Annotated in this window: 11 protein-coding genes; 7 read left to right on the top strand and 4 right to left on the bottom strand. The window is 72.7% G+C overall.

From position 1 onward, the window contains the following. The first annotated feature begins 4 nt into the window (after nt 1-4). Nucleotides 5-703 (top strand): hypothetical protein, encoded by a 699-nt coding sequence (locus tag LXT23_RS20150; RefSeq protein WP_253981831.1) that lies wholly within the window; start codon nt 5-7, stop codon nt 701-703. Between the two features lie 9 nt (nt 704-712). Here LXT23_RS20150 and LXT23_RS20145 read toward each other — a convergent pair whose 3' ends face one another. Continuing rightward, nucleotides 713-2,716, bottom strand: a complete 2,004-nt coding sequence (locus tag LXT23_RS20145; protein ID WP_253981830.1) for an ATP-binding protein — start codon at nt 2,714-2,716, stop codon at nt 713-715. Nucleotides 2,717-2,995: 279 nt separating this feature from the next. On the opposite strand from LXT23_RS20145, the gene LXT23_RS20140 reads away from it, so the two are divergent. From LXT23_RS20140 to LXT23_RS20125, 4 genes are all read left to right on the top strand, one after another. Beyond that, nucleotides 2,996-3,379 (top strand): BlaI/MecI/CopY family transcriptional regulator, encoded by a 384-nt coding sequence (locus LXT23_RS20140; RefSeq protein WP_253981829.1) that lies wholly within the window; start codon nt 2,996-2,998, stop codon nt 3,377-3,379. Between the two features lie 4 nt (nt 3,380-3,383). After that, nucleotides 3,384-5,642 (top strand): M56 family metallopeptidase, encoded by a 2,259-nt coding sequence (locus LXT23_RS20135; RefSeq protein ID WP_253981828.1) that lies wholly within the window; start codon nt 3,384-3,386, stop codon nt 5,640-5,642. A 79-nt stretch (nt 5,643-5,721) separates the two neighbouring features. Beyond that, nucleotides 5,722-7,440: an aldehyde dehydrogenase family protein gene (locus tag LXT23_RS20130; RefSeq protein WP_253981827.1), complete on the top strand. Its 1,719-nt coding sequence runs from the start codon at nt 5,722-5,724 to the stop codon at nt 7,438-7,440. 97 nt (nt 7,441-7,537) lie between these two features. Next, a complete protein-coding gene (locus tag LXT23_RS20125) occupies nt 7,538-8,710 on the top strand; it encodes a tetratricopeptide repeat protein (RefSeq protein WP_267146700.1) in 1,173 nt (390 codons plus the stop codon). Between the two features lie 3 nt (nt 8,711-8,713). On the opposite strand, the gene LXT23_RS20115 is transcribed toward LXT23_RS20125, so the two are convergent. The 3 genes from LXT23_RS20115 to LXT23_RS20105 form a co-directional block, all read right to left on the bottom strand. Then, nucleotides 8,714-9,850 (bottom strand): cyclic nucleotide-binding domain-containing protein, encoded by a 1,137-nt coding sequence (locus LXT23_RS20115; protein WP_253981826.1) that lies wholly within the window; start codon nt 9,848-9,850, stop codon nt 8,714-8,716. After that, a complete protein-coding gene (locus tag LXT23_RS20110; protein WP_253981825.1) occupies nt 9,847-11,433 on the bottom strand; it encodes a cation:proton antiporter in 1,587 nt (528 codons plus the stop codon). The genes LXT23_RS20115 and LXT23_RS20110 overlap by 4 nt, the downstream gene beginning before the upstream one ends. Nucleotides 11,434-11,517: 84 nt before the next feature. Further along, complete coding sequence (locus tag LXT23_RS20105; protein ID WP_253981824.1) at nt 11,518-12,684, bottom strand: PQQ-dependent sugar dehydrogenase; 1,167 nt, start codon at nt 12,682-12,684, stop codon at nt 11,518-11,520. A 228-nt stretch (nt 12,685-12,912) separates the two neighbouring features. On the opposite strand from LXT23_RS20105, the gene LXT23_RS20100 reads away from it, so the two are divergent. Together LXT23_RS20100 and LXT23_RS20095 are read left to right on the top strand one after the other, a co-directional pair. After that, entirely contained in the window at nt 12,913-13,494 is a 582-nt protein-coding gene (locus tag LXT23_RS20100) for a type 1 glutamine amidotransferase domain-containing protein (protein ID WP_253981823.1), read from the top strand. A 188-nt stretch (nt 13,495-13,682) separates the two neighbouring features. After that, the gene (locus LXT23_RS20095; protein WP_253981822.1) at nt 13,683-15,038 is read left to right on the top strand and encodes a hypothetical protein; all 1,356 of its coding nucleotides are present in this window, start codon (nt 13,683-13,685) and stop codon (nt 15,036-15,038) included. Nucleotides 15,039-15,104 lie beyond the last annotated feature (66 nt).

The raw sequence follows: 15,104 nt of genomic DNA, 5'->3' as shown, positions 1-15,104 counted from the left end.
GGCGATGAGCGCCCGGAGCGCGGCGTGGCTTTGGGGCGCGGTGCTCGCGGGCGTGTCCGGCCTCGCGTGGGGCTCGGATGCCGGGTCGCTTCGCGGGGACTACCTGCGCTCACTGGAGCGCTTCGAGCAGACGAGGGGCGGCTCGCTCGAGCGCCTCTTCGAGTCCGGCCAGGCCGCCGCGAGCGCGCTGCGCGAGGCGGGTGACGCGGTGCCGGCGCCGGTGACGCTGCCGGGCTTCTTCATCGACACTGGCGAGGTGCGCCGCGCGGACCCCGATGCGCGCTTCTTCCTGGCGCTGGCGCGCGAGCGGGGCACGGCGGTGGACGAGGAGTTCTTCACGCTGTGGCGCCGCACGTGGACCGTGGACGGCGTGCGGCGCGTGTACGCGGTGCCCCTGTCGGACGCCGCCGAGTGCCACGTGTTCGACCACCCGGAGCTGGCGCCCCTCTACCGGGACTGGACGCGCCTGTGGGCCACGCACCCGCGCGCGTACACGGCCCGGGTGGAGCGCGAAATCCAGGCGCTGGAGGACGTGGTGGCCCGGAGCACCTGTGCCTGTGGAGAGCGCGAGTCGGTGGAGGCCGGGCTGGAGCGCTTCCTGAAATCCTTTCCGCGCTCGCCCGTAGCCCCCGAGGTGCGAGCGCGCCTGGAGCGGGTCCGCACCGGTGGCGGCGACATCCACTTCCGCTGCCAGCCGGGCTGAGCGGAAGCGTCAACGCGGAGGGCCGGCGCCGTCCGCGAGGGGCAGGGAGAAATGGAAGGTCGAGCCGCGCCCCGCTCCGCTCTCCACCCAGATGTGGCCGCCGTGCCGCTCGATGATGTCGTGGCAGATGTAGAGCCCCAGGCCCAGCCCTCCGAAGCCGGAGATGGGCGCGTTGCGCGCGCGGAAGAAGCGCTCGAAGAGGTGGGCCTGCTGGTCCTCCGGGATTCCAATGCCTTCGTCCTTCACGGAGACGATGGCCAGGGCTCCCTCCCGCCGGACCATGACGCGGACGGTGCCGCCGGAGGGGCTGTACTTGAGGGCGTTCTCCACCAGGTTCGTCATCACCTGGTGCAGCCGCCCGCGGTCCCCCTGGATGACGAGGGGCTCGCCGGCCTCCTCGAACTCGAGCGAGTGGAGGGCGCTGACGGCGCGGAAGTCCGAGAGGACGTCGCGGATGAACTCCCTCAGGCAGATGGACCCGGTCGACAGCTCCAGCCTTCCGGCCTGGATGCGCGAGGTGTCCAGCAGGTCATTGACCAGCACCCGCAGCCGGGAGACCTGGGTGAGCGCCTTGTCCACGTGGTGCGGGCTCACGAGGCGGCCGGCATCCGCCTGTCCCTTCATCATCTGCAGGTGGAGCTTGAGCGGCGTCAGCGGGGTCTTCAGCTCGTGGGCGGCGATGGACAGGAAGTCGTCGCGGATGCGGATGGCCTCCTCGGCCTCGCGCAGCAGGCGCTCGCGGTCGGCCTGGGCGCGGCGCTCGGCCGTCACCTCGACCACCACCGCCCCCACGCCCAGGATGCCTCCGCTCGCCGTGCTCACGGGGTAGTAGCTGACCTGCCAGTGCCGGGGCTCTCCCGGAGTGACCGGCACCTCTCCCGTCATGTTGATGCCGATGATGGGGACCCCCGTCTCCAGGACCTGGCGCAGCAGGGGCTCGATGGTGGAGGCCAGCCGGGGCGTCATCTCCCGGACGGTCCTTCCGACATTCTCCTCCCGGCGCGGGCCATGGAGTGCGGCCAGCGCATCATTGATGCGCAGGTAGCGCAGGTCACGCCCGATGAAGGCGAGGCCGATGGGCGCATGGTTGAGGAAGGTATCGAGCACGGCGAACGACTCCTCCAGGCGCTCGCGTGCGTGCTGCTCGGCGGCGAGCAGCCGGGCCTGCTCCGCCTGGGCATGGCGCTCGGCCGTCACGTCCCGGTAGCTCCAGATGCGGCCGACGATGGTGTCGCCCAGCCGCTGGGGAATCGACCTGCGCTCCAGCACCCGGCCATCCAGCAGCTCGACGGTGTCGGTGTCCTCCTCGGCGGACGGCTCGAACCTCCGCTGGACGCGCGCGATGAACGCCTCCGGGTCCTTCACCAGTGGGATTGCACGCGCGAGCGCCCGCTGCGCGTCCCGGTCCTCCATCATCGCGTCGGTGAGCCCCCACATCTCCTGGAACCGCTTGTTGAAGGCGGTCATCTTCCGGTCCAGGCCCACCACGATGACGCCTTCCGTTATCGAGTCGAAGGTGGCGCGCAGCAGCGAGGTCTTCTGCTCGAGGTGCTCCCGCGCCAGGCGCTCCTCGATGGCGTCCGCCATGCCCGCTCGCGGCTCCTCTGGAGGCGCCCGCTTCGGGGACTCGACGCTCCTGAGGCGGGCGCAGACCCCCGCCAGCGTCCCGTCGTCTCCGTAGACGGGCACCACCACGGCGCTCAGCCGCTGCCCCCGCCCGCCGCCCTCGCACAGCCCCTCCGTGCCCTCGAGCGCAGCTTCGAGTGCACCCCTCAGCCAGGGAAGGTCGCCGAGCACCTCGTCCATGCGGTGACCGACAGGGGGCTCGCCGCGCCACCCGGCCGCACCGGCCAGCACGGCATCCATCCACACAATCCACCCACGGCCGTCCACGACCAGCGTGGCATGGAGGCTCGCGCCCACCTGGAGCAGCAGCTCCTGGGCCGATGCGCCGGAGTCCGGGGCGGCACGCGAGCGGGTGAGGCCTTCCCATCCCGCTGGCCCTGCGCTCATGTCGCCCTGCATCTCTCGCCACCTCCCCACGTCACGGGACGGTCCGCTCGATGGAAAACATGCGGAGTACCCGCACGGCATGAAAGGGCTGGTGCTGAAGGGCGCTCCCGCCCGGCGTCGAGCGAGGCATGTCGCTCGGGCCTGCTGCGCGGGCGGCAGCCTCCTCGCCGGCCTCACGAGTCCCATCCGCGCCTCGCGACGCCGGGGTGGCGCTGCTTGACTACGGCTGTAGTCAGGCGTACCTTGCTTTCTGACTACAGTTGTCGTCACGGGGCGTCCATGAAGAAGCCGGTGGGAGAGCAGGAGCTGGTGGTGCTGCGGTACGTGGCGGAGCACGGCCCGGCGACGGTGGGGGAGGTGGCCGAGCGCTTTGGCGAGGCGCAGGGGCTGGCGCGCTCCACCATCCTGACGGTGATGGAGCGGCTGCGGCTGAAGGGGTACCTGACGCGGCGGAAGGTGGAGGGCGTGTTCCAGTACGCCTCGCCGGTGCCGGCGTCGGAGCTGCTGCGGGACGTGGTGGGGGACTTCGTGCAGCGCTCGCTGTCCGGGTCGGTGTCGCCCTTCGCCGCGTACCTGTCCGAGGCGGACGACGTGTCCGACGAGGAGCTGGCGCAGCTGCAGGACGTGGTGGCGCGGCTTCGCTCGAAGAAGCGGAAGGAGTAGCCACATGGAGACGGGCTGGCTTTCTGACGTGGGTGGCTGGGCGTCGGCGTGGCCGGAGGGGCTGTGGCGGGCGTCGTGGCAGGGCGCGCTGTGCGCGGCGCTGGTGTGGGCGCTGGCGCGGGCCTGGCCGAGGATGCCGGCCTCGCTGCGCGCGGGGCTGTGGTGGCTGGTGGCGCTGAAGTTCGTGGTGTCGCTGGGGTGGATGCCTGCCGTGCCGCTGCCGCTGCTGCCCGCACCGCTGGCAGCGCGTGTCGAGTTGGCTCTGAAGGGCGACGGGCGCGTCGCGAGTCGCGAGCAAGGTGCGCCGGGGCTCGCGGTGACGGAGCGCGGAGAAGCCAGTCGCGGTCAGGGCTCATCAGGGCTCGCGGTGACAGGGCAGACGAGCGCTCCTGTCGCAAGCCTCGCGCCAGTGGAGCAGGTGCGCGTCACTGACGCGGCTGCGCCCCGCGCGGAGCTGGAGTCCGTCCCGCGTCCCGTGCCCTGGCTCCACGTCGTGACGCTGGTGCTACTGGTGGCCTGGCTTGCGGGGGTGGTGTGGCAGGTGCGAGGCCACGTGAAGGGCTGGGCCAGCATGCGGCGGCTGCGCCAGCGCGCGCGTCCGCTGGAGCACCCGGTGCTGGAGTCCGAGGTGCGCACGCTGTCCTCCGTCGCTGGGCTGCGACGGGTGCCCGCGCTGCTGGTGTCCGACTCGGTGGTGAGTCCGCTGGCCACGGGGCTGCTGTCCCCGGTGGTGGTGCTGCCGGCGAAGGCCGTGCGGCGGCTGCCGGTGGAGGCGCTGCGCATGGCGCTGGCACACGAGCTGGCGCACCTGCGCCGGGGAGACCTTTGGCTCGGCTGGGTGCCGGCGCTGGCGGAGGCACTCTTGTTCTTCCATCCGCTCGCGCGCCGCGCCGCACGTGAGTACGCCCTGGCGCGCGAGGAGGCCTGTGACGCCGAGGCCCTGCGCCTCACCGGCGCGGAGCCCGCCGACTACGGGGAGCTGCTCCTCGCCTTCGGTGTCACCCGAGCCCACGGTACCGCGGCCGCGCACGGTGCGTCCGCCCACATCCATGCATTGCACAGGAGGTTGAGCATGTTGGAGCACGTCGAAGCCGTCCCCGCCCGCCCGCGCCGTCTGTTGAAGGTGGCGCTCTCCGCCCTCGGCCTCGCCGCCCTGGTGCCCTTCCAGGTCGTCGCACAGGAGGCCGCGGAGAAGTCCGGGACGCCCGCCCCCGCGTCCGCGCCGAAGCCCGCCGCCGAGGCGTCGAAGGCGCCCGCCCCCGCGTCCGCGCCGAAGCCCGCCGCCGAGGCGTCGAAGGCGTCCGAGGCTGACACGCGCCCGGGCCGTGTGGCTTCGGTGCCCCCTGCGCCGCCCACGCCACGTGTGGCCTCCGTTCCGCCCGCGCCCCCCGCGCCACGCGTGGCCTCCATTCCGCCCGCGCCCCCCGCGCCGCGCGTGGCCTCCGTGCCGCCCGCGCCCCCGGTGCCGGCCGCCCCCCGCGTCGGCCCGGTGCCGCCCGTTCCTCCGAGTCCTCCCATCCCGCGCGGGGCCCTCGCCGCCGTGCCGGCCGCCCCGCCGGTGCCTCCCGCTCCGCCCAGGCCCCCTCGCGGCCACCTGCACGATGACGAGAGCGGCTACGTGCTGCTCTCCGACGGCATGGCGACCATGAACGGCAGCACGGTGGACCTCGAGCTGGCGCGCATGTTCCAGAAGAAGGGCAAGGAGCTGCTCTACGTGCGCCGCAAGGGCGAGGCGTTCATCATCCGTGACGCCAACACGCTGAAGGCCATCCGCGCGGCGCTGGAGCCCGTGCGGGAGATGGGCAAGGCCCAGGGCGACCTCGGCGAGAAGCAGGGCGCGCTGGGGGAGAAGCAGGGCGCGCTCGGACAGAGGCAGGGCGAGCTGGGCATGAAGCAGGGCGCGCTGGGCATGAAGCAGGCGGAGCTGGCCCACAAGCAGGCCGGGCTGCACCTGGAGGAGATGCGCCTGGACTCGCTCCCCGAGGCCGAGCGCGACCGCCGCCGCGCGGAGCTGCGCAAGCAGGAGCTGGCCCTGGAGCAGGAGATGAAGCCCCTGGAGCAGCAGATGCAGGCGCTGGGCGAGCAGATGGAGGTCCTGGGCCGCGAGCAGGAGAAGCTCGGCGAGCAGCAGGAAGTCCTGGGCCGCGAGCAGGAGAAGCTCGGCGAGCAGCACCAGGCCCGCGTGGAGGAGACCGAGAAGAAGGTCCAGGGCCTCATCGACGAGGCGCTGAAGAAGGGCCTGGGCGAGCCGCTGCCCACCTGAGGACTGTCTTTGCTCGCCGCTCGTGACGCCGGGGGCCTGGCTCCTCTAACTTGAGGCGCCCCTGCCCCCGGAGGTTCCCATGAGCGTCTCCGCCGTCTCCCAGTCCACCCCCGCCAGTGCCATCGACGCGGTGGTGCGCCGCGTGAAGGAGGGCTCGCGGACCTGGGCGAAGCTGGACCTGAACGACCGGCTCTCCGTGCTCCGGGACCTGCGCCACGACTTCGCCGCCGTCGCCGAGCCGAGCGTCCGCGCGGCGTGCGAGGCCAAGGGCATCGACCCGAACGGCCCCATGGCCGGCGAGGAGTGGCTGGCCGGCCCGCTGGTGGTGCTGCGCAACATCCGCCTGCTGATGGACTCGCTGAGGGACATCCAGCGCCACGGCGTGCCCCACATCCCCGCCTCGCGGCTGCGCACCCTGGAGGACGGGCGGCTGGCGGCGCGCATCTTCCCGAAGGACCCGCTGGAAGGGATGCTGCTGCCGCGCAACGTGGGCGAGGTGTACTTCCAGCCCGGCGTCACCGCGGCCAACCTGCGCGAGCACCAGGCCTCCTTCTACCGCAAGCCCCACGAGGGCCGGCTGTGCGTGGTGCTGGGCGGCGGCAACGTGAACTCGATTCCGCCCGCCGACTGCCTCTACAAGCTCTTCGTCGAGGGCACCGCGTGCGTGCTCAAGATGAACCCGGTGAACGCCTACCTCGGGCCCTTCCTGGCGCAGGCGTTCAACGTGCTCTCGCGGCACCACTTCTTCGCCCTGGTGTACGGCGGCTCGGAGGAGGGCGCGGCGCTGGTGAACCACCCGGAGGTGGATGAAATCCACGTCACCGGCAGCGACAGGACGCACGACGCGCTCGTCTGGGGCCCGCCCGGCCCGGAGGCGGAGGCCCGCCGCGCGCGCAACGAGCCCCTGCTCGAGAAGCCCTTCTCCAGCGAGCTGGGCAACATCTCCCCGGTGGTGGTGGTGCCCGGCCCGTACTCGGACGGCGAGCTGCGCTACCAGGCGGAGAACATCGCCGGCATGGTGTCCAACAACGCGTCCTTCAACTGCAACTCCGCCAAGCTGCTGGTGCAGCCGAAGGAGTGGGCGCGCCGCTCGCTGGTGGTGGACGGCGTGCAGGCGAGCCTGGGGCAGGCCGCCGTGCGCCGCGCGTACTACCCGGGCGCCGAGCAGCGCTGGAAGCAGTTCACCGAAGGCCGCGCGGGCCTGCGGCTGGTGGGCAGCGCGGCCACGGGCGAGCTGCCCTTCGCGCTGATTCCGGACGTGGACCCGGCGCAGGCGGAGGACCGCGTCTTCCGCCAGGAGCCGTGGTGCACGGTGCTGTCGGAGACGGGGCTGCCCGGCTCGGACGACCCGGTGGCCTTCCTGGAGCAGGTGGTGCCGTTCCTCAACGAGAAGGTGTGGGGCACGCTCAACGCCACGCTCATCGTCCACCCGAAGTCGCTCAAGGACCCGGCCGTCAACGCCGCGGTGGAGCGCGCCATCCGCGAGCTGCGCTACGGCACCGTGGCCATCAACACCTGGCCCGCCGCCGGCTACGCGCTGGTCTCCCTGCCGTGGGGCGGCCACCCGACGTCGTCCGCGCAGGACATCCAGAGCGGGCTCGGGTGGGTGCACAACACGTTCATGCTGGAGGACATCGAGAAGGCCGTCATCCGGGCGCCGCTGACCAACATGCCCCCGCCGCCGTGGGTGCCGGGCCACCGGGGCGCGCGCGAGCTGGGGCGGAAGCTGGTCCAGTTCGAGCTGGGCCCCTCGTGGCTCAAGGTGCCAGGCATCGCCGCGGCGGCCCTGCGCCGGTAGGGAGGGCCCGGGGCCGGGAGGCTCGGAACCTGTTGTCGGACAGCCAGACAGGTTCGTGAACTGCCGGGAGCCGGGGCCCCATGGTAAACCCCGAGGCATGGCATCGACGTTCGCTCGGGAAGGCGGGGCACATCTCCAGCAGGGACAGCCCCAGGAGGCGGTGAAGAGCTTCCAGAAGGGGCTCGCGGTCGACCCGGATGACGTGGACTGTCTCCTGGGCCTGGTGCGCACGTACCTGAGCATCGACTCGAGGGCCGAGGCGGAGGCGGCCACGCTGCGGCTGCTGAAGGTGAAGCCGGACCACGCCGAGGCCCAGGCCCACCTGGCCATGCTGCGCGCCCAGGCCGGAGACGCCGAGGCGCTGGAGTCCCTCAAGGCGCTGGCCTCGGCCCCCACCGCCGGCTACTTCGAGCGCTTCAACCTGGGCGGGCTGCTGCTGGAGAAGGGCGACCTGGAAGGCGCGAGGGCGGCATACGAGTCCGCGCTGCAGGTGGCGCCCGACAGCGCCCACGTGCACTTCGAGCTGGGGCGCATCTACCTCCAGCTGAAGGATGCGACGGGCGCGGCGGCCCACTTCCACCTCGCGTCCGAGGGCGCCCCCAGGGAGCCCATGCCGCTGCTGATGCTGGCGCGCGCGCACGGCCTGCGGGGTGCGCTGGGGCTGGCCATCCAGGCGGCCTCGCGGGCGCTGGAGAACGCGCCCCAGGGCAACCTGCGGCGCTCGGTGCTGGAGGAGCTGTTCAAGCTGTACCTGACGGGCGGCAGCCCGGACGGGGCGAAGCGCGTCGCCCAGGAGCTGCGGCAGCTGGAGCCGTCCAGCGTCAACTACGTCTACCTGGACGGGCTGGCGGCGATGAGCGCCGGGACGTTCCGCGACGCGGTGGGCCTCTTCGAGGACGTGGTGCGGCGGGCGCCGAACCACTGGCAGGCGCTTCAGGCGCTGTCGCAGGTGCACCTGGCGCTGGGCGAGCGCGGGCTGGCCCGGAAGCGGCTGGAGGAGGCCGTGACGCTGGTGCCCACCGACCCCGGCCCCGCGAATGATTTGGCCCTGCTGCTCCTGCAGGACGAGGCGCACGAGAGCGCCCGGCCCGTGCTGGAGCGCGTGCTGGCCGCGCACCCGGAGGAGCCGGTGACGAACCTCAACCTCGCGGTGGCGTGGTTCCCCACGGACAAGCAGGCCTGCATCCGCCACGCGAAGGTGGCCCAGGCCCGGGGCGCCGGCGTCGTGAAGGAGCAGGCGGACCGGCTGCTCAAGCAGCTCGGCGGCTGACGCCTACCGTCCGAAGAGGCCGCGGCGCTTCTGCTGCGGCTTGCCGCCCTGCGCGCGCGACAGGCGCTCGCCGAGGATGCGGCTCATCTCCAGCGCCACGGCCGGGTTGGCCATGACGACGCTGCGGAAGTCCTCGCGGCCCACCGCGGCCAGCTCGCACGCGGTGGTCGTCGTCGCCGTGGCGGTGCGCGGCTCGCCCGTCAGCAGCGCCAGCTCGCCGAAGAAGCCCCCCGGCTTCACCGTGGCCACCACCTGCGACGCCCCGTCCTTGAGCTGCACCTCGCCGGACAGCACCACGTAGAACGTCTCGCCCGCCTCGCCCTGGCGGAACAGCTCCGTGCCCGGGGGCCGCTGGAGGTGCTCGGCGCCGCGCGCCACCGTCTCCAGCTCGTCGTCGCTCAGCGGGGCCAGGAAGTCCACCTTGCGCAGGGTGGCCGCCAGCGGGGAGCCCACGCCCAGGCCCAGCGCAGGCTCGGCGCTGAGGAACTCCACCGCGGTCGCCAGCTGCGAGCGCCGCGACACCAGGATGACGGTATGCCCCGCGCGCAGCACCGTGCTGCCCTCCGGCAGCGTGGCGCGGCCCTGCGGGTCCACCACGCCGATGAAGACGCACTCGCGCGGGAAGCCCGGCGTGGCGCGCACCAGCGCCACCGTCTGGCCCGCCACCCGCGCGCGCAAAGGCAGCGTCAGCTCGAACAGCAGCGTATCTCCATCCCCCAGCGGCAGCGTGCCGTGCACCTGCGGGAAGTCGATGGCGGTGGTCATCTTCGCCACCACCACCTCCGCCTCCGCCACCAGCTCCTTCACCCCCGCCATCCGGTACGCCTCGCGGTAGCTGGTGTCCAGCATGCGCACCATGAGGCGCGCATTGGCCACGCTGCGCACCAGCATGGCGAAGGCCAGGTTCTCCGAGTCCCGCGCCAGCACCCCCGCCGCCACGTCCGCCGAGGCGATGCCCGCAGCCTCCAGCACGCGCGGGTTGGTGGCGTCCCCGCACACCGTCACCGCGCCCACCTCCTCGAAGATGCGGTGGCAGACGGCGGCGTCGCGCTCGATGACGGTGACGGTGTGCTGCTCGGCCACCAGTCGCGCCGCCAGCACGCTGCCCACCCGGCCTCCACCCGCGATGACAATCTTCAAGACGCCTTCCTCCCGTGGCTCACGTCGCTCGCGTTCTCGTGCAGCACCTTCTCCAGCGACAGCGTCCGCTCGTCCAGCTGCGCCAGCATGTGCTCCGCCGTGGCCTCGGGGATGAGGCCGTTGCGCCGCGCGCCCTGCAGCGCCGTGCGCTCCGCGTCGATGAGCCGCCGCCGCATGGAGATGAGGTCCCTTGCCCCCTGCGTGAGGTGCTGCTCGTTCAGCCGCCGCAGCTCGCGCTCGGCGCGGGCGATGTTCACCTGGTACTCGCTGCGCAGGTGGTCATAGGCCCCGCGCGGCACCAGCCCCTGCTCGTGCAGCACCTCCAGCTCCTGGTGGGCCGCGCGGCTGGCGATGAGGCGCCCGCGCTGCTCGGCCATGGTCAGCGCCACCTCGTCCTGCTGGAAGAGGCCCAGCCACTTGAGCACCTGGGTGAGCATGAGGCCCTGGCCCACCAGCGACACCAGCGTGACGCCGAAGGCGATGGCCACCAGCTGCTCCCGCTGGGGCGTGGCCGCCGGGAGGCCCAGCGCCAGGCCGATGGACAGCGCGCCCTTGATGTTGCCGAGGATGAAGACGTGCTGCCACCGCAGGGGAATGGACTCGGTGGGGCGCAGCCAGCGCAGGAGCAGGAAGGGCACGTAGATGCCCACCGCGCGCCCGGCGAAGACACACGCCACCGCGAGCAGCGTGTCCGGCACGTAGCCGCTCAGCGTCTCCGGGTTGGTGGTGAGCCCCACCGCCAGGAAGAGGAAGGTGTTCACCCCGAAGGTGGCGTACTCCCAGAAGGTGTGGATGGCCACCTGGCTCTGCGGGGCCACCTCGCGCCGCAGGGTGACGCCCACGGTGAGGCCGGCGACGACGGCGGAGATGGCGCCCGACAGGTGGAGCTGCTCGGCCACCACGAAGGAGGAGAGCGCCACGGCCGTCGTCACCATGATTTCGGCGAGCGGGTCCTCGATGCGGCGGATGACGAAGCCGCCCAGCAGGCCCAGCGCCAGCCCCACCACGCCGCCGCCCACCGAGGCCAGGAGGATGCGCGCCCCCATGGTGGCCACCGTGGGCGCCGCCTGGCCCGCGACGACGCTGGCGATGGCCGCGTAGGCCACCAGCGCGGTGCCGTCGTTGAAGAGGCTCTCGCCCTGGATGATGCCGGACAGGCGGGGCGGCACCGGGGCGCGGCGGAAGGCGTAGAGGATGGAGACGGTGTCGGTGACGGACAGCAGCGCGCCCAGCAGCATCGCCGGCCAGATGGCCAGGCCCACGGTGAGGTGCAGCGCGGTGCCGGTGGCGCCGATGGCCAGCGCCATGCCCAGCGTGGACAGCACGAGGATGGGCACCGAGTTGGCGCGGATGCCGCTCACGTCCGCCATGATGCCGCCCTCGAACAGCAGGGCGGGCAGGCAGACGAGGAACACCACCTCCGGGTTGAGTGGCGGCACCCCGGGCAGCAGGTGCCCCACGGAGATGACGAGCCCTCCCACCACCAATGCGACGTTGTACGGCAGGCGCGCCCGCTTGGCGGCGATGGCCAGGACGATGGCGGCGACCATCAGCCCGATGACGAGAGGCATCTCGACGTGCACGACGCGGAGCCTTCCACAAGCCGGCCTCGCCGCACCAGGGGGCACACCGGGAGTCCACCCGCCCGGGGCCGACCGGCGGGCCGGTCAGCGCCTCAGGCGCAGGATGCGGTCCTTGCTCGGGCCGCAGTCCCCCCGCCCGTCGCAGTTGCTGGTGGTGACGTAGAGGTGGCCGTCCGGGCCCATGAGGACCTCGCGCAGCCGGCCATGGGTGTTGCGCAGGTAGACCTCGTGGCGGGCCACGCGGCCCGGGGCGTCCGCGGAGAATTCCACCCGGTGCAGGTGGCGCGAGCCGAGGGTGCCCACCAGCAGCGAGCCCGTCCACTCGGGGATGGCGGTGCCGGTGTAGATGGCGGCGCCTCCCGGGGGCGCGGCGTCCTCGAAGGTGAGGGACGGGGTGACCTGGCCCTCGCGCGTCTCGCACGCGTAGATGCCGGGCCAGCCCAGGTTGGCGCCCGGGCGGGCGACGCTCACCTCGTCATGGCCGCGGCGCATCGTCTCGCCGCTGGGGCCGTGGTCGGTGACGTAGAGGGTGGTGGCGTCCTTCCAGTCCCAGCCCTGGAGGTTGCGGATGCCGGTGAGGTACGCGGGCGAGCCGGGGAAGGGGTTGTCCTGGGGCACCTGCCCCTCGGGCGTCAGGCGCAGGAGCTTGCCGGCCGGGTCCTTCACGTCCTGGGAGCGGTCCGGGTCCCTGGCGTCACCGGTGCCCACGTAGAGCATCCCATCCGCGCCGAACCGGATGCGCCCGCCGTCATGGTAGGTGGCGGAGGGAATGCCCCCGAAGATGACGCGGTCGAAGGTGGCCGTGGCGCCGTCCGGAGACAGCGTCCACCGCTCCACGCGGTTCTCGTCCCGGCCGCTCGCGTCGGTGGTGACGTACACGTAGAACTGGCGGGTGGTGGCGAAGTCCGGGTGCGCGGCGATGCCCAGCAGCCCGCCCTCGGCGGTGCGCGTCGTCCGGAGGGTGGCCACGGGCGTGGGCTGCAGGACACCGCCCTTGAGCAGGCGCACGCGGCCGGGACGCTCGGTGACGAGCGCATCACCTCCGGGCAGCCAGGCAATGCCCCAGGGCACCTCCAGCCCTTCCGCGACGACGTCCACGGTGAAGGGCACGCTGCCGTCAGCGCCCCAGCCGTCCTCCACGAGGACGCAGTCCTGGGGGGAGGCGGTGCCCTGGGCCTGGCTCCTGCGACAGGCGGAGGCCGACAGGGCGAGCACCACGAGGGAGGAGAGCAGTAGGTGGGAGGCGCGCATGGGGCGATTAATGTCGGGTGGCTGGCGCTCGCGCCAGCGCGGCTTCGGGTTCGCGTCGGGGGGCTGACGCAGTCCCTCGGGGTCCGGTCCCCGGCCGGGAGGGCGGGCAGGCGGACAACCCGTCCGAGGCCGCCCCGCTCCTTGCCGCATTGGTCCGCGCGGACCCCGTGGGCACCTTGTCCCCACGGGCAGATCACCCACTCATTCCATCCGCAGGGAGAAGACTCAATGGCGCGCATCGCGTTCATCGTGGCCAATGACTTCGAGGACTCGGAGTTCCGGGTGCCATACGACCGCGTGAGGCAGGCCGGGCACGAGGCGGTCATCATCGGCATCGAGGCCGGCAAGCAGCTGAAGGGCAAGAAGGGCAAGGAGACCATCACCGCCGAGAAGGCCGTGAAGCAGGTCTCCTCCAAGGACTTCGACGCGGTGGTGATTCCGGGCGGGTACTCGCCGGACCACCTGCGGATGGACATCGGCATGGTGGGCTTCGTGCGGGACTTCTTCCGTGCGGACAAGCCCATCGCCGCCATCTGCCACGCGGGGTGGATGCTGGTGGAGACGGACATCGCCGACGGGCGCACCCTCACGTCGTGGCCCTCCATCAAGACGGACCTGCTCAACGCGGGCGCGCGCTGGGTGGACCGCGAGGTGGTGGAGGACGGCAACCTCATCACCTCCCGCAACCCCGGCGACCTGCCGGCCTTCTGTGAGGCGCTGCTGCGCCAGGTGTCCGGGGGCGTGGCCCCGCGCCTGGAGTCGCCGCTCGCGCCCGAGGCCGTGTCGGACCAGCCGCCCACGGTGCACTGACGCCGCGCAGCGCCTCTTCCTCCGTGAGAGGGTGAGGCGCCGGGCTCTCAGCCGTTGTTGAGCGACTGCGCACCTGTCCTGGTGAACGGGGGGCAGGCGGCCCTGGCCATGTACACCCATTCGCACTGCCGGCACCCGGGACTTCCGGGTGGCCGGCAGCGTCGTCTCGTGCGGGTGGAGGTCGTGGGATGGGGTCGAAGGCGTGGTGGCTGGTGGCGGCCGTGGGGCTCGCCGGGTGTGGGGGCGAAGAGGACGCGGCGTCAGTGGGCCAGGAGGAGCTGGGCACCCTGAAGCAGGCGGAGGTGGAGGGCCCGGGGGCCTGGACGCGGCTGGCTCGCGGCGCGGGGCCGCAGCTGGGCTCGGCCGTCGCGCAGGACCGGGACGGGAATGTCCTCACCACGGTGCTCTTCACCGGCGGCGTCGACCTGGGCACGGGGCCGCTGGGCTCGGGCGAGCCGGAGGTGCCGGGCGTGGTGGTGGCGAAGTACTCGCCGGGCGGGCGGCTCCTGTGGACGAAGGTGTTTCGAGGCGGCGCGGGCGGGCTGCTGTCGGTGGATGCGCTGGGCACGGACCGCGAGCGGAACGTGCTGTTCGCCGGCTGGAGCGAGGGGGGCTCGGAGCTGGCGGGCGCGTTCCTGGTGAAGCTGGACCGGGACGGGCGGCTGCTGTGGAAGAAGACGCTGGCCGGGGATGGCACGCTCCTGGCGAACAGTCTGGTGACGGACCGCGAGGGCAACGCAGTCGTGGCGGGCACCGTCTACGACGGGAGCCTGGACTTCGGCGGGCGGGTGCTGAGCGCGGCGGGGCCGCGGGCCTTCGTGGCGAAGTACGCGCCGGATGGGACGCTGCGGTGGCTGCACGCGGAGGGGGAGGACACCCAGGGCGGCGGCGTGGCGCTGGACGAGCTGGGCGATGCGTACTTCTGCGGCACCGCGCAGGATGACGCTTCAGGAGCGCCGGGGCCGGTGACGGGGCTGCGGCGGCTGGGCTCGGCCGGGGGCGGCGTGCTGTGGACGCGCTCGCTGGGGGACGGGAGCTGCGCGGGCGTGGCGGTGCACGGCAACCGCGTGGTGATGACGGGGAGCTTCCTCGGCGCGTTCACCTTCGGGGGGAAGACGTATCGCGCGTCGGACACGCCGGGGGTGGTGGACTCGGATGCCTTCGTGGTGGCGTACACGCTGCTGGGCGAGGAGCGCTGGGCGCGCAACTTCGCGCGGCTGGGCACCGGTGTGGCGATGGACCAGCGGGACGGGGTGCTCGTCACCGGGCACTACGAGAGTGGGGACCGGCTGGGTGACCACGTGCTGCCCGGAGCTGGCGGCTCCATCGACAACATCTTCGTCGCGAAGCTGGACCGCATCGACGGGGCGCTGCGGTGGGTGCGGGGGCTGCCTTCGGCGGCGGCGCTGTCGCTCGACGTGTCCGTGACGCGCGAGGGTGAGGGCGTCATCGTGGGCGCCTTCGGCGGGCCCACGGACTTCGGAGGCGGTCCGGTACGGCCGGAGGGAGGCTACGACGGCTTCCTCCTCCGGCTCGGTCCTTGAGTCGCCGCGCCGGGCACATCCCGGGCCTGTGCCCTGGAGGTCTCGCTCGGAGAGGCGGGACTCCAG

The organism is Pyxidicoccus xibeiensis, assembly GCF_024198175.1.
Lineage (GTDB): Bacteria > Myxococcota > Myxococcia > Myxococcales > Myxococcaceae > Myxococcus > Myxococcus xibeiensis.
Note: the sequence above shows the minus strand (reverse complement) of the source record. Positions and strands in the feature narration are given on the sequence as shown.